Genomic DNA, 21,255 nt, shown 5'->3' on the forward strand with positions numbered 1-21,255 from the left:
CCTGTCGGGAGATTCCGGACAGGCCTTTTGCATTTTATATTGTCTACCCAATCAGAGCAGATATATCCCTTCATCAGCAATACGGATGATACCTTGCTTGTATAATCCCCCAATTGCCTTTTTGAATACCTTCTTACTGATTTGAAGTGTTTTATAAATATCCTCCGGGGAGCTTCCGTCCGACAGATTCAAAAATCCGTCTGCTTTTTTCAACTCCTCCAATATAAGCTGAGCACTCGGCTCAATATGCTCTCCACCTGTTTTTTGCAGACTTATATCCAGCTTATTTTCAGGTCTGATTTTCTTGATATAACCTTTCAGCGAATCACCCGGTTTAAGATCTCTGAAAACCTCATTGTGATAGATCAGCCCTTTATGATACTGATTGACTATGGCATTGTAACCAAGATCTGTTTTTTGCCAAACAAGCAAATCAACCTGATCTCCCTCTGCCACTTTAAGACGGTCGTTTTCAAGAAAACGATCGATTTTGGTAGATGCAATAAGTCGGGAAGACTTTTGATCCAGATATAGAAACACTACATGCCATTCACCAATCTGCATGGGAACACTTTGCTCGCGAAACGGAACAAAAAGATCTTTGATAAGCCCCCAGTCCATGAATGCACCATATTCTGAAACATCTTTCACCTGCAAACTGGCGAATTCATTACGAATAATTTTAGGTGTTTCGGTTGTAGCAACTGGCCGGTCTTCCGAATCCAGGTAAACAAAAACCCGGATTGTATCATCCACCTGCATTTCGTCGGTGAGGTATTGGTTAGGCAAAAGAACCTCTTCTCCCTCCACATCACTCAAAAACATTCCGACACTGGTTAACCTCTCGATGGTGAGGTTATTATATTTTCCTATAAAAAGCATTTGTATTCCGCTATGTTCAGGTGCAAAGGTAGCAGTTTAAGGCGTAGAATCATTGCTCATCAGACATGTCGTCTCTGCTCTCGCTACGTTCTTTTTCTTTCGAACGATTTAAACGGTAAGAAAACGTGACGATAAACTGCCGAGCCCTCCACTGGAATTCCGATTGCGAGTAATATCCGGCATTTTCAACGATACGTCTTTGCTTCCTTGAATTCATCAAATCCCGCACACTGGCTGTTACGGTTCCTTTTCCTTTTAATATATCTCTCGAAAACCCAAGATCAATCGAGTATTGAGAAAGATCCCTACCCTGCGTTGTTTTCCTGGGAGCGCGGTAATTCAAAGACGATTGAAAATCAATATTTTTAAACAAAGTCACCCGTGAAGACACCCGGCTATTCCATGTATAAGTATCACTTTTCAGGATTTCATCATTGTAAACACCCTGATTAATGGCCCTGAAAATGTTGGCATTGGCAGTCCATTTCCACCAATTGAAAGGATCGTAGGTAAGGTTGAATTCCATCCCGTAAGAATCGCCCGTCGATAAATTGACTGGTGTAATTCTTGTAAAACCTGTGGAATCGACTACTGTAATGTTCTCAACAACACCCAAGCGGTGACGGTAATACACACTGGAAAGCAGCGATCCTTTTTCCGCATTGAGCAAATGTCCGGCTTCAAAGGAGTGCGTAAACTCAGGATTTAACAACGGATTCCCAGCCCTAAATACCCGAGAATCGCTGAAACTGGAAAACGGCAGTAAATCCCTGAAACCCGGACGGCTTAGCCGATAGCTGTAACTAAGCTGAATGGTTTGCGCATCTTCCAGCTTGTAAGACAAATGCAGACTTGGAAACAGATTAAAATATTTCCGGTGATTTACTTCTTCCGTTTTTTTGAGCTCCGTTAAAATGTCTGAGTATTCTCCTCTTAATCCACCCTGAATAAAAACCTTACCGAACTGATTGCTCCCCATGACGTAAGCAGCATGTATTTTTTCATCATAAGCCAGGCGGTTATCAAAATCCGTCAGGATTTCCCAGTTCTGTTGTTCATTTTGCTGATGCACAGAAAAGTCGTTGTCTAACAACCGAATAGAGCTTTTTAAGCCTGTTTCAAGTTTTCCGTTTTTTCCGATTGGATGTACGTAGTCGAGTTGAAACAGCCAGTTTTTCTCATCCTCCGTATTGTAAGATCGCTGCCCCAAACCGACAAGCTCGCCGGCCGTTGTTTCGTTGTATTTGGAAGCTTCCGTTTCATCGCTGATGATGTACTTCGCATCAAAACTTAAATTCTGACCATTTTTCTCAAAAGTTTTACGGTAACTAAGCGCTGCCTCGATATTGGTTCGGGGTTCACTTTCGTCCTCCGTTCTGATTACCGTTCTTGTCAGATTATTGTTGAAATCAAAATCACTGTATTCGAGCTTGGAATTATTAGAGTTCTGCGATTTTCTGTACGACAGTGTACCAGTCAGCGTGTTGTGTTTATTAAGAAAGTAGTCCATTCCAACTGTGAAGTTATTGGAATAACCTCTGCGGTTCCGGTTCGTTTTTTGCTCATATACAAAGCTCGTATCAGCGCTATTGTATTCCTGGCGCGAAGTACCGCTACCCGGACCTTCCCGATACATGTGCCCGTAACTTGCAATGAGATTAACTTTCTCTTTCCTATAATTGATATTAAATGATCCCCCAAAATTGGCAGGATAACCGGCAGTTCCTGTAAACGATCCGTTCAGTCCATATCTGATGTTTTTCTTCATGACAATATTCAGAATACCAACCTCTCCCTCAGCGTCATATCTGGACGATGGATTGGTGATGATCTCAATACTCTCGATCAGATCTCCCGGAATTTGGCGTAAGGCGTCCGCAGGATTCAGTCCAACCATACCCGACTGCTTTCCATCGATCAATATTCGTACATTCTGGCTTCCGCGTAACGCAACATTGCCTTCAACATCCACAGTAACTGAAGGCATGTTGTTCAGAATGTCAGAGGCATTACTCCCAATATTGCTCAGATCCTTTCCAACATTGAAAACACGCTTGTCGAGCTGCAATTCCATCTGGCTTTTTTCACCTTTCACGACTACCTCCTCCAACACTTTTGAGTTGGATTTTAGTAAAATTACACCCAGATCCAGATCGCTATTGACCACATTTACATCAGGGACAATTTTCTCATCCAGCGTGAGGTAGGTTATTTTTAGGTAGTATTTTCCGGTATTAGCAGGAATCTTAAAAAGTCCGTTTTCGTCGGAGGCGAGTCCTCCTGTAAGTGTAGAGTCCTGAGCTGTGTAAAGTGCTACATTGGCAAAAAGAACTGGATTTTTGTCTCCATCAACCAGTTTTCCTGATATAGAAAATCCGGAATTTGGCTCCTGTTGAGCATACAGGTTACAAAAGGAAAATATTAAAGTCAGGGGTAGCAACAGGCTTTTCATAACGCAATTATTTTTTGTCCCCACATCCGTTTTTTAGAAGGATAGTGAAGAAATAAGTGTGTTGGACTGAAAAGCGAGGGAAAGGTTTAAAAACTTTTTTAGAAATTTTAGTCAAGAGGCGAACCCTGCTTCGAAAATATGTACTCAACATTGGAAGCTATCCTTGGTTGTACTTCATCGCTGTATTTGCTTCATGCTAGCAATGTCTCTGGCTTTATTAAGAGTTTCATATGTCCCTATATCAACCCAATGACAGTTTTCCAATGGCATTCCAATTATTTTGTGTCCGTTAGTTAACGCTAACTGTACTAGCTGCCACCCTTCTTTGGATATACCACTGGGAAGAAGATGAACTATTTTTTTATTAAAGAGATAAATTCCAGCACTTACACGAATTGGGTACTTTGGTTTTTCCACTAAACTTAAAATTTCCAACTCTTCGCTCATGTTAACTACTCCCCACGGAACTTCCATCTCCAACAAGGAGGTTAAAATTGCCATATCAGCCTGCCTTGCAAGAAAAAAAGAAATAAATTCATTAACATTAAAGTTGGTAAATACATCACCATTAATAACAAGAAAATTATCGTAATCCCATTCTCTCTTTAAAGCAAGAGCTCCAATACTACCAAGTGGCACATCCTCACATAGATAATTGATATTTAGTCCGAATTGCGTTCCATTTTTAAGATATGCCATGATCTGGTCGGCCATATGTCCAACCGAAATATGTAACGATGTACATCCAAATGAAGCTAAGTGCTCAATGAGATACACAATTACGGGCTTGCCCTCTATTTCAACAAGTGCTTTTGGGGTATTTTCGGTAATAGATTTTAGTCTTGACCCTTTCCCTCCGGCCATAATAACAACATTAACATTATTTATTAAAGAGGGAATTTTCGGCATTATATTCATATCTAAGTTGTGAAGTGTTTTATAGCTAGATCTGGTTGAACTTAGTGATAAAGCTACATACTCTATTCAAATCCATTTCAGTAATCGAGGTAGAGCATGGCAGCATAATTCCCAAATCAGATATTTGTTTTGAACAATTATGAGTATGAATGTAGATATCATTCTTAAAAACCGGTAATTCATTAATTGGCAACCATACGGGTCTGGTTTCTATGTTTTGCTGAGAAAGGTATTTGATCAACTCCCTGCTTCTTTCGTGTAGCATCACAAAATGCCAAAAATTCGAATCGGTATTAATCGTGACATTCTGAATCTGCTCAGATGTCAGATTCAAGCTTTCACAATAAAATTCCTTCGATTTTTTCTTTGATAAAATGAAATGATTTAACTGCTCCATCTGAGCCGCACCTATCGCCGCAAGTGGATTGACCAGCCTGTAATTATATCCTACATCCGTATGCAAATATTCTATACCCGGACTTTTGGCCTGAGTAATAAGAAACCTCGCTCTTTTAGCAACATCTTCATTGTTAGTAAGTATAGCACCTCCACCTCCTGTTGTAATGATTTTATTACTGTTAAAGCTTAGCGTTCCCATCAATCCAAAAGTACCAGAATGTTTTCCGTTTTGAAATGATCCCAAAGAGCAAGCCGCATCTTCAATTACAACAAGATGATACTGCTCAGCCAAAGTTAGCAGTTCACCCATGTCGCACATATTGCCAAGTAAATGAACGGGCAGAATCGCCTTGATTCTGCGCTTCGTATATTTATGAAAGCAGGAATCACCTTCCACAAAACTTTGTGTTTCAAGAAATTCACGAATAAGATTTATATCCAGAACCCACGAATTTCGATCCACATCAATAAGAACTGGATCCGCTTTTAAATATTTAACAGCATTAGCCGTTGCTACGAACGTTAGGTTGGGGACCAAAACTAAATCGTTTTCTTCAACACCAGCTATAATTAAAGAAATATGCAAAGCAGTTGTGCCACTACTAACCCCAACTGCATACTTTACTTTGGTAAATTCACATAATTGTTCTTCAAATGAATTCACAAAACGTCCCCCTGAAAGCCAGTTCGAAGCAATAGCCTCCGTAATATACTTTGATTCGTTACCAGCGAGATTTGGTTCACAAAGTGGAATATTAGCAATTGTTTGCGGATTAGATATTTCCATACTTCGAACTCAATGGTTGACTGATAACTTGGTTTTGTATAAGATTCGCAATTTCGCCGATACCTTGTGGAACTGTTTTAGTTATTTTAAAACCCATCACATCCCTTATTTTGTCAAAGTTCACCTTGTAGTCTCTCGGATCAGTAACCACATGATGGTAATTCACTACAAGACTTGGAATCACCTTCGATATCTCTTCCATTAACATCTTCTTCGTGTAATTTTGCGTCGAATCACCTACATTAAAGGCCTGATTAGCAGTAATCAGCTTATCAGTAATGAGTGCAAGCTTTACAGAGTTGGCTAAATCAGAAACATGGCAATATGGCCGCCAGAAGTTCTCCCCATAAATTACCAGTGGTTGTGATAATGCTGCATCACGTGTAAATTCATTGACGGTTAAGTCAAATCTCAACCTCGGAGAGACGCCGTATACCGTCGAAAATCTCAGGATCACCCTTGTAATGTTGCTATCCTTCAAACCCAAGAGGTACTTCTCAAAATTCACTTTGGTTTCCGAATACAGTGATATAGGATTAAGCTCATCAGATTCTTCCAATAATTTTGACGAATCCGGCATTATACCATAATTGCTACAAGTGGAAGCAAATACAAATTTCTCAATTTTCGCCTCTTCACACAGCTCATAAAGGCGTACAGAAGCTTCCCAGTTAACTTTCACAGTTAACTCGGGATATTTTTTGCATGGAGGCTCTCCTACTATTGCGGCTAAATGACACACAAAATCAACACCTGTCAATGCCTTTTTGACATCTTCTTCGTTTAAGAGATCTCCTTTTATAAATTCAAAATTTGAATGTCCCCAAAAGCCGAGCATGGATTCACCCCCAAAAGAAAGGTTATCCAAGACTACTACACGAAAACCATCGGCAAGCAGGTTTTTCACCAATTCAGAGCCAATATATCCGGCTCCACCAGTAACCAAAACCTTTTTGTTGTAAAACTCTCCCATGAAACTTTATTTTATATTTAAAAATGATTCGACAAGCTCATTAACGATTATATCCGGCGACCATTCATCGATAATTTTCTTTCCATTTGCACCCCACTCTTTATGCTTATGTGTGTTATTCATTATTACTATAAGCTTATTCAACAGGTCATTTTTATCATAAGGATTAAATTTAAATCCGTTATAATCATCTATGACTAAGTCCTCGGCGCTTCCACAACGCTCAGAAACAAGAACTGGCATTGAATATACCAGTGCCTCGTTTGTTACGAAACCAAACGGTTCAAATAAACTAGGCAGTACTGCAACATCACCCAAGGTATATCTTATTGGCACCTCATACCACTCACAAGGTTCCATGAAAAATATTGAGGAATTATTTAAAACAGATATCTTGTTAACTAAGAGTGGCTTCTCCTCCCCCTCTCCACTCAAAATCAGCCCCCATTCAGAACCATGTTTAGTCGTCTTTTGAGCCGTATCAAATGCGCTTATCAGCTCATCAAGATTTTTGCGTTGTACAAATCTTCCCGCATAAACGAAATTAAATGTGGGTAACCCCATCTCTAATTTCCTCTGGTTTCGCAATTGGAATTCTTTCTTATATATTTCAAGGAGGGCGTCATTATCAACGCCAACATTCTTAACACTCAATATTTTAGCTGGTTCCACTCCAAGTTTCCGAGCATATTCGGCGGCTTTTGTGCCCAAACAAACCAAACCATCACAGCCACTTAGAAAGATCTTCTTTAGAAATTCTTTCCAAGGAACTCTTTGTCTGCTTATCTCATTACTTTCAAAATCGATGATTAGCCTTGTTCGGGTCAATTTGCAATAAAGCAGAACGAACCAATAAGCCAAATCATAATATCCATTTAAGTAAATGATATCAGGTTTGTAATTTTTGACCTCAGTAAGAACTTTGAAAACTTTTCCAAGTAAGCTGATATCCTCAATCGCCTTGTCAGGAAATAAAACTTTGTAGGGATATTTATGTACGCTTAAATCAGTTTTTAAAGCCAAACGGCTTCTCTCACTGTAAGCAAGTTGAAGGACGAAAAAATCGATTTCCTTTTCGGCTAACTTTTCGTGAATACCACAAAAAATTCTCGCCTTGTAATGTGACCAGAGGATGTTATGTATTGCGAGGATTTTCATTTACTCACGAATTCGGTATAGATTGAATCTTACAGTAAAATTCTATTTCTGCCGTACCTAAGTGAGCTGTGTATTTTTGATAGTGAGGATATTGTAAAGAAAAGCAATTCTTCAGATCCTTATTTAGTACAAAAAAATCAACTAACTGCATTTTAAGAGGGTAGACATGAAAATGCAATGTAATTAAATAACCAATTATTTGCTTCTAAATATTTTTTAGGATCAATTAAATTACGTTCGAAAAGATAGTTAATTCTAGTTTTATTTTAAAGCCACTCACATACAAAACCTCTTCAACTATTCCAACGTATTACCTAACCGTTTCAACTGAATTTCGGCGGCTTTTGCAGCGTAATTTATGTTGATCATACGGTAACCGGCATCCTCAAAACTGCGCTGAGCTTCCCGTACATCAATAATAGTCGCCTGGATCAGTTTGAAACGTTGCAAGGTCAGATCAAGAAGTTGCTTGCTGAGATTGTAGCTTTCTTTCTGTATTTCCAATTGCTGTAAAGAGCTTCTGTAAGTTTCGTACATTTTTACAACGTCTGCGCTGTAATCGCGCAGAATCACATCTTTTTGAATTCTTGCGTTGGTGGTATTAATTTCAGCTACTTTATGCTGACGTTTGAAAATTCCTCCGTTGTAAATAGGAACGGCAACAGAAAGACCTGCGTTGGGTCCTGATGATTGATTGAGCAATGTTAGCCCCGCTCCACTCTGGTTTCTTGAATAATTATAAGCGGTGTTCAAACGGATCGTCGGGTAGCGTAACGCGGCCGTTTCTTTTACAATAAGCTGGTTGATCCTAATCTGGTGATCCGCAGCTTTTACGTCAGCATTTACGTTAAGCCTGTCAAGAATATTATTGAGCTGTACATCCTGATCGACAGTGATGGTATCTCTGATTGCCAACACCGACTTTATATCAAGTGTTAACAATCTCAACAACTCAGTTTTGGCAACTCCTGCCACCATTCTCTGATCCTGCAAAGTTTGGTTCAATGTATTCAAATCTATTTGCGCCTGAAAAATGTCGGCATTGTTTGCCATTCCCGCGGCCTTTCTCACCTCCAAAATATCAAGCCTTTGTTGAGAAGCAGCAATGGAAGTGATCAGTGTGTTCACATAACTTAGCTGGCGCACCACATCGTAATAGCTGGTCATCACGTCTGCAATGGTGTTCTGAATCTGAGAATTCAGCAATTCAACACTTTGGTATTGCAGCTCGGCCAATCTCTTTTTTGTAGAAACAACCCGGTTACCGTTATACAGCAAAATTCCCGCAGAAATCCCCGCCTGGGTATTGTTCCCCATCGCACCTTTCCGGCTGATTTCCACGCCGGTATTCAGCTTTTGATTTACATTTGTAATTTGTTCCGTATTGGATAATGTTCCGGCAATTACAGGCAAACCACCCGCAATACCATAATTATTGAGTATGGTATTGGCTTCCACATTGTTTTTAGCGATCTGTATCTCGTACGTGTTTTTCAACGCAATGGCAATGGCTTCATCCAGGGTAATACGCAAACTATCACCAGTTTGCTGGCTGAACGCATTGGCCGAAACCAATATTGATACAATAAATATTTTAGCTAAATAATCCGAAATTTTGAGTGGGTTCATGCAAAACCAAATGTTGAAATATTAAAAAATATCTTGTTTAGGAATGTGTAGTAGAGAAAGACTAAACAGCCATTTCCTCTGCCAGTTTCTGCTGCTCTGTTTTCTTATTCAGTTTGGGCGAAATAAAAGTGTAAACAGCTGGTATCACAAACAGAGTCAGAATGAGCGAGAAGGTTAACCCACCTACGATAACTACACCCAGTGGAACCCGACTCGTTGCCGCTGCTCCAAGACTCATCGCAATAGGAAGTGCACCAAATGCGGTAGCAAGACTCGTCATTAGAATAGGACGAAGACGTTGCGTTGCAGATTCCACTACCGCTTCCATACGCTGCATACCCTCATGCTCCCTTTTCTGGTTGGCAAATTCCACAATAAGAATACCGTTTTTGGTTACAAGCCCAATCAACATGATCATCCCGATTTGCGAGAAGATATTGATCGTAAGATTGAAAATATATAGACTCAAAAGTGCTCCTGCCAATGCAAGTGGTACCGTGATCATGATAATGAATGGATCCGTAAAACTTTCAAACTGACCTGCCAAAACCAGGTAAACCAAAAGCAATGCAAGTCCAAATGCAAAACTTGTATTGGAAGAACTTTCTTGGAAGTCACGTGACGGACCAGTCAGAGAAGTCTGGAAGGTTTCATCAAGCAATTTGTTAGCAATGGCCTGCATGGCAACCACACCATCACCAATCGTTTTTCCCTCCACCAATGATGCCGAAACCGTTGCACTTTTGTAGCGGTTGTAGTGATAAAGCGTAGGTGGTCCACTCTCTTCTTCCATTTTCACAATAGCAGTAAGCGGAATGTTTTCGCCACGGTTATTTCGCACATAAAGTTTCGAGATATCAGCTGGTGTGCTTCTTTCCGAACGTTCCACCTGACCTATTACCTGATACTGCTGGCCATTCATAATGAAATAGGCCAAACGCCTTCCACTGAAAGCCGATTGAATGGTAGCGGCCACATCTGTGGTGGAAAGTCCAAGATCCTTTGCTTTAAGCCTGTCAATAGTAAGACGAACTTCCGGTTTGTTGAACTTTAAGTTCGCGTCAACATTTTGGAATGTCGGATCTTTACGCGCTTCTTCTAAAAACTTCGGAAGAACCTCTGATATTTTTTCGAAATCAAGATTTTGCAATACAAACTGAACAGGCAAACCGCCTCTTGACCCGGAACCTACCGCAATGGTTTGTTCCTGTGTTGCGAAAATCCTGGCGTTGTTAAACTCAGGCAACTTTTTATTGATCGCCATGGCAATGTCGTTCTGGCTTCTGATCCGCTGATCGGCGGGAACAAGACCAACGCGCCCCATACCGCTATTCACTCCCGAACCACCGAAACCAGGCGTAGATGAAAATGTAAACGCTTTTTCAGGAATGGAGTCGTTGAGATAATCAACGACCTCATTGGAAATATCCTGCATCTGATCAAAACTGGTTCCTTCTGGTGCAGTCATGGTAAGGCGGATACTGTTCCGGTCTTCCATAGGTGCCAATTCACTTTGCAGATTGGTGTAAGTAAAATAGATAAGGACTCCACAGGCCAAAACAACTACCCAGGCAGCCCACCTTACGCTCATAAAAGCTTTAAGCATACGGTGATATCCGTCTTCCATTCCGGTAAAAAATGGTTCCGTTTTGTTGTAAAACCACCCGTGGCCAGAATCCTTTCTGTTCAGAACTACGTTAAGAACCGGCGTAATTGTAAGTGATACAAATGCAGATATCAATACCGCAGAAGCTACCACAATCCCGAATTCACGGAAAAGACTACCTACAAAACCTTCAAGGAAAATAACCGGCAGAAACACAACCGCCAGCGTAAGCGATGTAGAAATAACCGCGAAGAAAATTTCCTTACTTCCTTCCAGCGCAGCCTGCCTGATATTGAGCCCGCTTTCCAGTTTCCTGAATATATTTTCCGTGACCACAATACCATCATCCACCACAAGCCCTGTTGCCAGTACAATTCCCAACAACGTCAAAATGTTAATCGAAAACCCGCACATGTACATGACAAAAAACGTCGCAACAAGCGAAATAGGAATATCGATCAATGGCCTTACAGCAACCAATAGGTTTCTAAAGAAGAACAGAATTACAATTACAACCAATCCGAATGAGATGATAAGGGTTTCTTCAACCTCTTCGATGGACTGGCGAACGAGACGTGTGTTGTCGATCAGGACGCTGAAAGTGATATCCGATTTATTGGATTTCTGAATTTCCTCCAAACGTTTGTTGAACTCTTCCGAAATGTTCACATAGTTGGCGCCCGGCTGTGGAATTACGGCCAAACCAACTGCAAGAACACCATTGTATTTCCAGCTTTGTTCTTCATTTTCAGGACCAAGTTCCACTTTGGCAACATTGGAAAGTCGAACAATACCAGTGCTGTCGTTTTTAATTACAAGGTCAGAAAACTCCTTCTCCGACGTAAGCCGACCCATTGTCCGGATCGTGAGTTCCGTGTTGCTACCGTAAATTTTCCCTGCCGGCAATTCCACATTCTCCGCGCTTAACGTATTGCTGATGTCGTTGAATGAGATATTGTAGGCACTCATTTTATCAGCATCCAGCCATATGCGCATCGCATATTTCTTTTGCCCGAAAATATTGATCGCACTTACACCATCAATCGTCTGCAAACTTTGCTGAAGTACATTTTCTGCATACTCACTCAACTCCAAAATACCTTTAGAAGGACTTTGCACTGCCAGAAGCAGAATAAAATCACCATTGGCATCCGCCTTACTTACAACTGGCGGAGCATCAATATCCTGCGGAAGGTTGCGTTGCGCCTGACTTACTTTATCTCTAACATCATTTGCAGCAGCTTCGAGATCCGCTTCAAGGTTAAACTCAACAGTGATGTTACTCGTACCAACCTGGCTCGAAGAACTGATGGTTTTGATACCAGGAATCCCGTTAATACTTTTTTCAAGGGGTTCTGTAATCTGGCTTTCGATGATGTCTGCATTCGCACCAACATAGCTTGTTCGTACGTTTACAATCGGCGGGTCAATCGCAGGGTAATCACGAAGAGAGAGAAAGCTGTAACCCACCACACCAAACAAGATGATGAGCAGGTTCATTACTACGGCGAGAACAGGCCGGTTTAGTGATAATTCCGAAATATTCATAAGGATGATTTCAAGGGATAGGTTATTCCGGGACGACTACTTAGATACAACTTTTACGTCTCTCACACTTCTCACAGTAACAGGCGCATCCTGGCGGGCAAACAGGACTCCTGAAACCACAACAGAATCCCCCACACTTAACCCCTTTATTATTTCTATGTACTCCTCCTGACGGGAACCGGTTTCCACATTCACAAACATCGCTTTGCCGTTTTTCACCAAAACAACCTTTTTGCTTTTTGCTTCCGGAATGATACAGTTTGCAGGAATAAGTATGCTGCTTTTTTCTGCACCTTCATTGAGATACACTTTCACAAAAGAACCCGGAGTTGCAGTCCCTCCATTAAGCACAGCTCTCACAGTTAAGTTTCTGGTACTCTGATTTACCTGCGGTTCAGAGGCAATGATTCTTGCCGACAACCTCTTTCCCGTGTTCTGATCAAGCAATACCTGAACATTACTTCCCTTTGGAACATAATTTTGATACGATTCCGGGACGGTAAAATCAATTCTCAGTTGTGATAGCTGCTGAATAGTAGCAATCACATTGGAAGGTGTTACATACGAACCTGCACTTACTCTTCTGAGACCGATAATTCCTGTAAAAGGTGCACGAACAACCGTTTTGTCGATCAATGTCTGGGTATATTGAATATCGGCTTTTAAGCCATTCACAGTATTGATCGCTATATCATAATCAGCCTGATTGACTCCATTGATGTCAATCAGTTGCTTTAATCTTTTTTCTGTCGTTTCAGCCAGTTCAAGCTGCACTTTAAGCTTGCTTACCTGAGCCTCCAGATCAGCACTATTCACACGAGCCACAACCGTGCCTTTTTGTACCAAAGCTCCTTCCGGCACACTTAGAAATGTCAATAAACCACTCACCTCAGGACGTAGCTCAGCAAATTCACTGGCCACCACACTACCATTGACCTCAACCTGATTTCCAATATTTTCAGCTTTGGCAATCATGACGTCCACCGTCGTAGGGCTATTCCCTTTTTTTTGTTCAAATGTGTTTTTCTTTTCCTTGCAGGAAGATAAAAAGAGCAGCGTACCTGTAATTAATAGTAATGAGAGATAAGGGGTTAGTCTTCGGTTGCCTGCACTTGCAGACCAGGTGTACTTATAATTCATAAAAGTTATTCGTTTCCGGAGCTTATTAGGTAAAAGGGCTGGTTTAGGCAAATATTATTGTTCAATCCAAACAATTTTTAAAATTATATAATAATCCAAAGTGATTCGATCTTTTGCTAATATTAGTTTAATCTTTCGCAAAAATAATTTACAATTACCCGCCTATTACGTCGAGCAGTGTATTGCATTTCAGTTCAGTTTCTTCCCATTCATGTTCAGGTACGGAGTCCTCCGTTATTCCTGCTCCGGCATATAACGTAGCCACACCTTCTTTTAGCCGTACCGTCCTGAGATTCACGAAAATATCTGATTGCCCCTCTACCTGCACCGGCCCAAGGAACCCGCTGTAAAATGAACGATCGTAACCTTCCACCTTACTCAAAAATTGAAGACTTGGTAGTTTGGGTTCACCACATATTGCCGATGTAGGATGTAGTAGTTTGAGCATTGTGGTAGCCAGTTCCGGAAAATTCAATGAAATGGTATCCACGTCAAATTCTGTGCGAAGATGGTATACATTTCCTGCCAAAACCGTTTTAGGGCCTGTTTCCAGATACTCCCGGAGACGAATTTTCTTAAAACATTCAACAATATACCGGCTTACCAAAGCATGCTCCTCGATTTCCTTTTGCCCCCATCTGATATCATATTTGGGGATAATTTCGTCTTGCGCATTATAGGCCCGCTGTGTCCCGGCGAGCGACATCGTACTGAACGTTCCTTCGGCTTTCTGTTTCACCAGGGTTTCGGGACTTGCACCCAGCCACAATTCATTTTGTTCCGGCAAATTGACGAGCGACACAAACGCATGGGGATAGGTTTTAACCAGTTTATGAAAAGCAATCGCTGGTTGAAAGTCCTCATTCAAAGCAATTTCTTTGGTACGCGACAATACCACTTTCTTAAACTCCTTCCGGTTGATAGCCGCAACAGCGAGCTCCACCGTGCGCTTGTATCTTTCCTTTGAATTCTCGTTGGTCAGTACATTTCCGCCAAGCGCTGCATATGTAACTGGCTGATCCTGTTGCTTTTTTGATTTTGAACCGGCAGTATACAGCAATCGCTTCACTTCGGGATGCTCCTCTCCCAGGCCATTTTTCACATCGACAACCTTCTCTTCTCTTGAAGTGACAATGATGTCGCCTTCCATAAAAAGTACCTGGTCGTTTTCTTCCCAAACAAAGGGAGCAATCATAAATCCGGAAGGCAGTTTTTCCAGGTCCGGATAAACTCTGGAAACACCTTGTTGTATGGAAATCAAAAGTTTAATCTCACTGGTATGCGGCAATTTCCACATCGCAGAAGGGAACCCGAGTTTTTTAGAAGCCTGCCACAAATCTTCCACCTGCAATCCTTCAAAAACGGAGAGCCCGGATTCTGTTTGAATTGAAACCATTTCAGTTTGTTGTAATCTTTATTGTCACTGTGTTTTTACTAAAATTCTTGCAAATTAGCCTTAACGGTTCGCATCCACAATAGCGCACGTAAGTCTGCTGATACAAACCAGTTTATTTTCTTCATTTGTGATCCTGATATCCCAAACCTGGGTGGACCGTCCTACATGAATTGGCGTAACTTTTCCGTAGACAAAACCTGCTTTAACAGAACGAATGTGATTGGCATTAATTTCCAAACCAACGGCATGTTGTTTTGCAGGATCCTTAACACAAAGAAACGATGCGATACTGCCCAACGTCTCGGCCAAAACCACGGATGCACCACCATGTAAAATTCCAAAAGGCTGATGTGTGCGCTGGTCTACCGGCATGCGTGCAACAATATAGTCCTCTCCAATTTCAGTAAACTCAATACCCAAGTGATTCGCAATTGTGTTAGCACTCATCTTGTGCAGTGCGTCAAGTGTAACGGAAGTTGTAAACATATCTAAAAAATGTATAAATTTGTACTGGCTACAATAATCAAAAACAAGGTATTTAAAAAAATAATATTTAAATAATACAATTACTTTGAAAAGAAAGTCTATCTACCTCATCCGTCACGGCGAAACAGATTTGAATCGCAAGGGCGTTGTTCAGGGAAGTGGTGTCAACTCTCCTCTCAATGAGTGGGGCGAAGCACAGGCCACCGCCTTTTTCAATGCTTACCAGCATGTTCCTTTTGATAAAATATATACCTCCGATTTACAACGAACGCATCAAACGGTTCGCGGGTTCATCAACCAGGGTATTGCTCATGAGAGTTATGCAGGACTGAACGAAATTTCGTGGGGGGTGAGAGAAGGACGTGAGCCCAATACCGGAGATAACAATTACTACCGTGAACTGACACAGGCGTGGAAAAACGGCAATGTGGAGCTTGCTTCCGAAGAAGGAGAAAGCCCTGTACAGGTTCGGGACCGTCAGTTTCCGGTGATCGAGACCATCTTGTCACGACCGCATGAGAGAAACATTCTGGTTGCCATGCATGGCCGGGCAATGAGGGTGTTACTAACGACCCTTTTCAAAGAACCTTTGGTTAAAATGGATGATTACGGACATAGCAACCTTTGTTTGTACAAAATCAATTATTCTTACGAAACAGGCCTGTTTGAATTGGAGCTTGCGAACGATATAACGCACCTGCTTTCACTGGAAATCCCTCAAACCGTTTAAATACCGCTTATGTAGGGGCGATTCCATTGGTGTATTTATAATCACAACTGAGTGCCGCCTTCCTACTTTTGTGGCTTAACCGTGGTACAATCCGCGGCTAACATCACCATGTCCAAAAGACGTATTTATTGGACCTTACAGATCATAGGATGGATGGTGCTCATCATGCTTGAGTTTATCCCCTACACGCTGGAATACGGTTTCGAATCAGGAGTTTTATATTCGGCATTGGCCAATGTTGGTTTAGGAATTTTCCTGACACACTGTTACCGACTGGTGCTTAAACGGTGGAACTGGTCGGCACTACCTCTACACAAACTTGCCCTGAGAGTGATTGCTTCTGTGCTTTTACTAGGACTTGTAATGGCTCTCGTAAATCAGCCTCTCGACCGCCATTATCTTGAAGAAAATCTGATCAATCAGCCCTTTTTGTTTTGGGGATACTATGCAACCTGGTGTAAAAATCTCTTTGCGTGGATTTTGTCTTACACCGTTTATCAGTATGTAGAACAGGCAAGACTCGCCGGTTATGAAAAAATAATGCTGCGTATGTCTATGCGCGAAGCGGAAGCGAAAGTACTCCGTTCGCAGCTCAACCCACATTTCACCTTCAATGCTCTCAACAGTATCAGAGCACTGGTGTATGAAGATCCTTCAAAAGCGCAGGTAAGTATTACGCAACTCTCCAACATTTTACGCAATTCATTACTGGCCGATCGCCGCAAAACGGTGGACCTGCAGGAAGAACTCCGAACCGTGGAAGACTACCTGGAACTGGAAAAGGTGAGATATGAGGAAAGGCTCCGTTATTCCATTGTTGCTCCTCCGCAGGCCATTTACTGGCAGGTGCCGCCCATGATGCTTCAGACTTTGGTAGAAAACGGCATCAAACATGGCGTATCCAAGGAAATGGGAGGTGGTTTTGTGGATCTGAAAGCAGATATTGTTGACGAAGTTTTGCTAATTACAATCCGAAACTCGGGTAGTCTGATCTCTACCGAATCCACCACCTCGGAGTCGGGCGGTGTGGGTTTAAAAAACACGGCAGAGCGTCTTTCTATTTTATACGGCAAAGGAGCTTCTTTCAACATTTTTCAGGAAGCCGAAAAGGTCGTCTGTTCCGAGATTCGAATACCCACATTATCGGTATCGGACAACAGTATGATGCAGGGAGCATAAAAGTGATTATTTTTGAAGAATATCATTTCTAAAACTATTGATAACCATAACAGCCAGCCATGAGAACCCTTATTGTAGATGATGAACGCCTAGCAAGAAATGAACTAAAAAGATTACTGGAACCATACACTAAAATTGAGATTGTGGGCGAAGCAGCCAACGCGGAAGAAGCCCTCGTAATGATAGATGAACTTCAGCCTGAGCTGTTGTTTCTGGACATTCAAATGCCAGGCAAAAATGGCTTTGAACTGCTTTCCTCTATTGAAGGCAAAACTCCGGAGGTTATTTTCACAACGGCTTATGATGAATATGCAATCAAGGCATTTGAATTCAACGCGCTTGATTATCTCCTAAAACCGATTGACAACGAGCGACTTAAAGAAACAATACATCGTATTGAGGAAAACCAGGCACAACCGGAACATTCCTCGGAAACAAGCGAAAGGGCAGAAAAGATACTCGGTGAAAACGATCAGGTTTTTGTAAAAGACGGTGAAAAGTGCTGGTTTGTAAAACTGGGTAAAATCCGCTTGTTTGAATCAATGGGTAATTACGTACGTCTTCATTTTGATGATCAGAAACCATTGGTATTAAAATCGCTGAACAACCTGGAAGAGCGACTTGACCCTAATACCTATTTCCGCGCAAACCGTAAGCATATCATCAACCTGCAATGGATAGAAAAAATTGAACCCTGGTTTAGCGGCGGACTGCTTGTAACCTTACAAGGCGGAGATAAAATTGAAATTTCGAGACGTCAGGCTATACGATTTAAGGAGTTAATGAGTTTATAAGATTAATATTTCAATAGCTTCAATTTCCAAAATGCGTCTTACAAATTACATTTTATCAGCTCTTTTTACAGCTTTCATTGCCTGTAATCCATCAGAAAAGAAAGAAACCAGTGAAAAACTGGTTGACCTTAAAAATGGCAAATTACTGCTACAAAACTTTGGTACATGTGATACGGTATTGAGTGCAGGAGTTTATATTAAAATTGCCACCTGGCTTCCCTCCGACTCTACTGCCGCAGCTGCCAATATTCGCACGCAGCTTGATAAAAAACTAATTGACAGGATTAATTCTTACGGAGACAGCGCGAGCATAGCTTCTAATCCGGGAGCCAAAACAAGCACCAAATCCGCTTTTGAAGTTCTACATAAAAACTACACTGATTTCAAAAAGGATTTCCCGGATGCACCAGGTTGCTGGTTTGTGGAGCTGAAAGGCGATACAGTGATGGTTACTCCTAAGGTGCTTTTGTATCAGCTCGATCATTTTTCTTTTATGGGTGGAGCCCATCCCAATTCTTTCCGTTCGTTGCATGTGTTTGATGCTGTAACGGGCGAAGAAAAAGAAGCCAAAACTTTCATTGCCGATTCTACCGCGTTACTTAAAAAAGTAGAAGCTGAGTTTAGAAAAATTGAAAAACTGGATGCATCCGCAAATTTGGAAGAAAGTGGTTACTTTCTCTTAAATCATAAGTTCTTCATTCCTGCCAATTATACCTTCACAAAAGAGGGTGTATTATTCTATTACAATCCTTACGAAATCGCAGCCTATGCCCGCGGTGCAATTACATTTACCATTCCCTATAAAGAACTGGATGGTATCGTAAAAACAGATCTGATATTTTAACATTCAAATGAGGCCTTCGTCCACAAAACTGTAAAACCCGGTATCTGTGAAAATCAGGTGATCAACAACTGGAATACCAAGCATGTGGCCGGAGGCAACAATGTTTTCAGTCAGGTGTTTATCTTCCAAACTGGCCCGCAGCTGTCCTGAAGGATGATTGTGTACAAGAATTACAGAACTCGCCAGATGCTCGATGGCCTCTTTGAAAATCATCCGCGAATCAGCTACCGTACCCGTCACACCGCCGCTGCTTACCCTCACGGTTTTCATGACAATATTTGCCTGATTCAATAGCAATATCCAAAACTCTTCATGCCGGAGATCCATCATGTAAGGCTTCATTTCATCATAAATATCCTGAGGACTTGTGATTTTTCTCTTCTGATCGTCGACGATGTCTTTTCTTCGGCGGCCAAGTTCAAGTGCAGCTACAATGGTGATGGCTTTTGCTTCGCCGATGCCTTTATTTTTCATCAGGTCCTTAACGCTACGCTTCGCCAGTTCATTGATATTATTGCCGACACTGCTCATCATTTCCTTTGCCACATCCACAGCAGACAATGATGTTGTACCAGTATTGATCAAAATAGCGACCAGTTCCGCATCGGACAATGCAGCTTTGCCTTTCAGCAGAAGCTTTTCACGGGGACGATCTTCTTCTGCCCAGCTCCGGATGTTATGGGGATTAAAGTATTCGTTGTTAGCCATATAGAGTAAGGTAATTTTACTTCCTATGACGACAACTTGTTAAAATAGTAATCTTCCACTACTGTCCCATTTCGGTGAGTGCAGCCCGGGCTTTGCTGTCTACACTATTTTTATACTCATATTTTTTATAAGACATAGCCGTTTTGAAGGCCTGCACAGCCTTGGTTTTATGCCCGCTGTCTCTGTAAATATAACCCAATTGAAGTGCGGCACTAGCTCCGAATCCTATTGAAGCCCCTTTTGAAAGAACCACCGCCCTTTCTAGGTATGGCGTCGCCTCATTCTCCTTTCCTGATTTTTGAAGTATCCTACCCTTCCGATAATTAAATTCTGTTTTGTCGGATAGAGAAGTAAAACTGTTCTCAGATACAGGATTCAGAAAGTTCTGGGCTTCAATGAGGTAACCCCCATCAGTCGCATAACGCGATTTATAGAGTATTTTCTGCTGCGCCGTTATTTTACCTGAGGTGTATTCCCCTGCCATTCGAAGTGCAAGTTTATCAGCTTCGATAATTGCACTGCCCTCGTTTCCAATCTCCCTGATAAACGGCAGAGCTTCGTTGTCGTGATTGGAAAGCCATTTGCACATAAACATCTTTAGATTGCTATCCTTAATGTAATTGAACCCTCTGTAATCCTTCTGAAAAGCGGTGTACCAAGCAAAGGCAGAATCGTACTTACCTTGTTGTAACGCAATTTCGCCACGGAGATAGTTCAGAAAAGGGAATGTAATGTATTCATTACCGGAAGGAGCTTCATTGAGATACCACGAAGCCTCTTTGCTATTACCTTCCTTCATCAAAATGGTTGTGGCAAAAAAATGTAACAGCAAATTGTCAGGATGGTCCTTAGGGAGTTGTTTTACCTTCACAAGCTGCTTCGGCCCCAACTGTAATGTATAAGCATGAAGGAGAAGATCCATTAATTCGGCTTCCTGACGAAAAAACGGCTCTTCCGCAACCACCGTCTGAATCTCTTTTATTCCCTGATCTATGTTTCCACGCAGTCCAAGCACTTTGGTAACCCAGGTATAGTTTTCGGGAACGGACCCGATTAAAACATGCAAAAACCCCAGTGATTTTAAGGTTGGTGTAAATGAAGAAAATTTCTTCCGATTTTCATCCAGCAGCTTATATGCCTTTACAACTTCCCAGGCACCGCTCACCTCGTTACCAAACTTGATTTTTGCAAAAGCCCAATGCAACCGAATGTCAGCCTGAAAAAGTCTTTTATACGGAGAAGAATCAGGTAATTTTCCCACTGCCGCTAACCGGGAATCTTCTTTTTCTATTAGTTTTTTGTAAGCAACCTTATCTTCTGAAATCATGAGATAGTGCAGATCAGCATAATTATCAAGATATGCAATCAATACATTATCTTCATTTTGCTTCCGCTCTTCATCTATTAGGTTCCGCGCAGTCTGTATCCGGAGTTTTTGTATCTCAAAATATGCCCGCTGTAATTTAGGAGTGAACTTTACAAAAGCACCATCAGCCAGAACATTCCCATAAGAGCAGAAAACAATGATCCACACCACCGAAATACAACTGACGATCCCCTTTGTGACTTTTCGAAATTGGTATTTGAATAACAAATTCATCATTTAAACCATCCTGGATCCGAACT

Annotated in this window: 17 protein-coding genes; 4 read left to right on the plus strand and 13 right to left on the minus strand. The window is 41.5% G+C overall.

Features of this window, described 5'->3' with window-relative positions; all coding sequences use genetic code 11:
- Positions 1-51 precede the first annotated feature (51 nt).
- The 11 genes from LZG71_RS04815 to LZG71_RS04865 form a co-directional block, all read right to left on the minus strand.
- Positions 52-882 (minus strand): S1 RNA-binding domain-containing protein, encoded by an 831-nt coding sequence (locus LZG71_RS04815; RefSeq protein WP_233817548.1) that lies wholly within the window; start codon positions 880-882, stop codon positions 52-54.
- A gap of 49 nt (positions 883-931) precedes the next feature.
- Entirely contained in the window at positions 932-3,334 is a 2,403-nt protein-coding gene (locus LZG71_RS04820; RefSeq protein ID WP_233817550.1) for an outer membrane beta-barrel family protein, read from the minus strand.
- A gap of 174 nt (positions 3,335-3,508) precedes the next feature.
- Positions 3,509-4,243, minus strand: coding sequence for a sugar phosphate nucleotidyltransferase (locus LZG71_RS04825; protein WP_233817552.1), 735 nt, complete (start codon positions 4,241-4,243; stop codon positions 3,509-3,511).
- Between the two features lie 34 nt (positions 4,244-4,277).
- Entirely contained in the window at positions 4,278-5,438 is a 1,161-nt protein-coding gene (locus tag LZG71_RS04830) for a LegC family aminotransferase (RefSeq protein ID WP_233817554.1), read from the minus strand.
- Positions 5,425-6,411 carry an NAD(P)-dependent oxidoreductase gene (locus LZG71_RS04835; protein WP_233817556.1) on the minus strand — a complete coding sequence of 329 codons (987 nt, stop codon included), beginning with the start codon at positions 6,409-6,411 and terminating at the stop codon, positions 5,425-5,427. Before LZG71_RS04835 ends, LZG71_RS04830 begins: the two co-directional genes overlap by 14 nt.
- Before the next feature lie 6 nt (positions 6,412-6,417).
- A complete protein-coding gene (locus LZG71_RS04840) occupies positions 6,418-7,569 on the minus strand; it encodes a glycosyltransferase family 4 protein (protein ID WP_233817558.1) in 1,152 nt (383 codons plus the stop codon).
- A 297-nt stretch (positions 7,570-7,866) separates the two neighbouring features.
- Entirely contained in the window at positions 7,867-9,198 is a 1,332-nt protein-coding gene (locus LZG71_RS04845; RefSeq protein ID WP_233817560.1) for a TolC family protein, read from the minus strand.
- Between the two features lie 61 nt (positions 9,199-9,259).
- Positions 9,260-12,352 (minus strand): efflux RND transporter permease subunit, encoded by a 3,093-nt coding sequence (locus tag LZG71_RS04850; protein WP_233817562.1) that lies wholly within the window; start codon positions 12,350-12,352, stop codon positions 9,260-9,262.
- Between the two features lie 36 nt (positions 12,353-12,388).
- Positions 12,389-13,492: an efflux RND transporter periplasmic adaptor subunit gene (locus tag LZG71_RS04855; RefSeq protein WP_233817564.1), complete on the minus strand. Its 1,104-nt coding sequence runs from the start codon at positions 13,490-13,492 to the stop codon at positions 12,389-12,391.
- Between the two features lie 154 nt (positions 13,493-13,646).
- Positions 13,647-14,888, minus strand: coding sequence for a chorismate-binding protein (locus tag LZG71_RS04860; protein ID WP_233817566.1), 1,242 nt, complete (start codon positions 14,886-14,888; stop codon positions 13,647-13,649).
- 60 nt (positions 14,889-14,948) lie between these two features.
- Positions 14,949-15,374, minus strand: coding sequence for a hotdog fold thioesterase (locus LZG71_RS04865; protein ID WP_233817568.1), 426 nt, complete (start codon positions 15,372-15,374; stop codon positions 14,949-14,951).
- A gap of 85 nt (positions 15,375-15,459) precedes the next feature.
- On the opposite strand from LZG71_RS04865, the gene LZG71_RS04870 reads away from it, so the two are divergent.
- The 4 genes from LZG71_RS04870 to LZG71_RS04885 all read left to right on the plus strand — a co-directional run bounded on the left by LZG71_RS04870 (position 15,460) and on the right by LZG71_RS04885 (position 18,921).
- On the plus strand, positions 15,460-16,104 hold the full coding sequence (locus LZG71_RS04870) for a histidine phosphatase family protein (protein ID WP_233817570.1): 645 nt from the start codon (positions 15,460-15,462) through the stop codon (positions 16,102-16,104).
- Positions 16,105-16,212: 108 nt separating this feature from the next.
- Positions 16,213-17,283: a sensor histidine kinase gene (locus tag LZG71_RS04875; RefSeq protein WP_233818338.1), complete on the plus strand. Its 1,071-nt coding sequence runs from the start codon at positions 16,213-16,215 to the stop codon at positions 17,281-17,283.
- A gap of 59 nt (positions 17,284-17,342) precedes the next feature.
- A complete protein-coding gene (locus LZG71_RS04880; protein ID WP_233817572.1) occupies positions 17,343-18,077 on the plus strand; it encodes a LytTR family DNA-binding domain-containing protein in 735 nt (244 codons plus the stop codon).
- 31 nt (positions 18,078-18,108) lie between these two features.
- Entirely contained in the window at positions 18,109-18,921 is an 813-nt protein-coding gene (locus tag LZG71_RS04885; RefSeq protein WP_233817574.1) for a DUF3298 and DUF4163 domain-containing protein, read from the plus strand.
- Positions 18,922-18,924: 3 nt separating this feature from the next.
- Here the strand turns inward: LZG71_RS04885 and radC are convergent, their stop codons facing one another.
- Entirely contained in the window at positions 18,925-19,629 is a 705-nt protein-coding gene (gene radC, locus LZG71_RS04890) for a RadC family protein (RefSeq protein WP_233817576.1), read from the minus strand.
- A 58-nt stretch (positions 19,630-19,687) separates the two neighbouring features.
- On the minus strand, positions 19,688-21,232 hold the full coding sequence (locus LZG71_RS04895) for a hypothetical protein (RefSeq protein ID WP_233817579.1): 1,545 nt from the start codon (positions 21,230-21,232) through the stop codon (positions 19,688-19,690).
- Positions 21,233-21,255: the final 23 nt, after the last annotated feature.

Source organism: Dyadobacter sp. CY312, assembly GCF_021390535.1.
In the GTDB taxonomy this organism is placed as follows: Bacteria; Bacteroidota; Bacteroidia; order Cytophagales; family Spirosomataceae; genus Dyadobacter.

Coding starts and splice junctions, on each gene's coding strand:
- LZG71_RS04885 (WP_233817574.1), top strand. CDS start 18,109: ATGCGTCTTACAAATTACATTTTATCAGCTCTTTTTACAGCTTTCATT.
- LZG71_RS04820 (WP_233817550.1), bottom strand. CDS start 3,334: ATGAAAAGCCTGTTGCTACCCCTGACTTTAATATTTTCCTTTTGTAAC.
- LZG71_RS04850 (WP_233817562.1), bottom strand. CDS start 12,352: ATGAATATTTCGGAATTATCACTAAACCGGCCTGTTCTCGCCGTAGTA.
- LZG71_RS04835 (WP_233817556.1), bottom strand. CDS start 6,411: ATGGGAGAGTTTTACAACAAAAAGGTTTTGGTTACTGGTGGAGCCGGA.
- LZG71_RS04815 (WP_233817548.1), bottom strand. CDS start 882: ATGCTTTTTATAGGAAAATATAATAACCTCACCATCGAGAGGTTAACC.
- LZG71_RS04845 (WP_233817560.1), bottom strand. CDS start 9,198: ATGAACCCACTCAAAATTTCGGATTATTTAGCTAAAATATTTATTGTA.
- LZG71_RS04875 (WP_233818338.1), top strand. CDS start 16,213: ATGTCCAAAAGACGTATTTATTGGACCTTACAGATCATAGGATGGATG.
- LZG71_RS04825 (WP_233817552.1), bottom strand. CDS start 4,243: ATGCCGAAAATTCCCTCTTTAATAAATAATGTTAATGTTGTTATTATG.
- LZG71_RS04855 (WP_233817564.1), bottom strand. CDS start 13,492: ATGAATTATAAGTACACCTGGTCTGCAAGTGCAGGCAACCGAAGACTA.
- radC (WP_233817576.1), bottom strand. CDS start 19,629: ATGGCTAACAACGAATACTTTAATCCCCATAACATCCGGAGCTGGGCA.
- LZG71_RS04840 (WP_233817558.1), bottom strand. CDS start 7,569: ATGAAAATCCTCGCAATACATAACATCCTCTGGTCACATTACAAGGCG.
- LZG71_RS04865 (WP_233817568.1), bottom strand. CDS start 15,374: ATGTTTACAACTTCCGTTACACTTGACGCACTGCACAAGATGAGTGCT.
- LZG71_RS04830 (WP_233817554.1), bottom strand. CDS start 5,438: ATGGAAATATCTAATCCGCAAACAATTGCTAATATTCCACTTTGTGAA.
- LZG71_RS04895 (WP_233817579.1), bottom strand. CDS start 21,232: ATGATGAATTTGTTATTCAAATACCAATTTCGAAAAGTCACAAAGGGG.
- LZG71_RS04880 (WP_233817572.1), top strand. CDS start 17,343: ATGAGAACCCTTATTGTAGATGATGAACGCCTAGCAAGAAATGAACTA.
- LZG71_RS04860 (WP_233817566.1), bottom strand. CDS start 14,888: ATGGTTTCAATTCAAACAGAATCCGGGCTCTCCGTTTTTGAAGGATTG.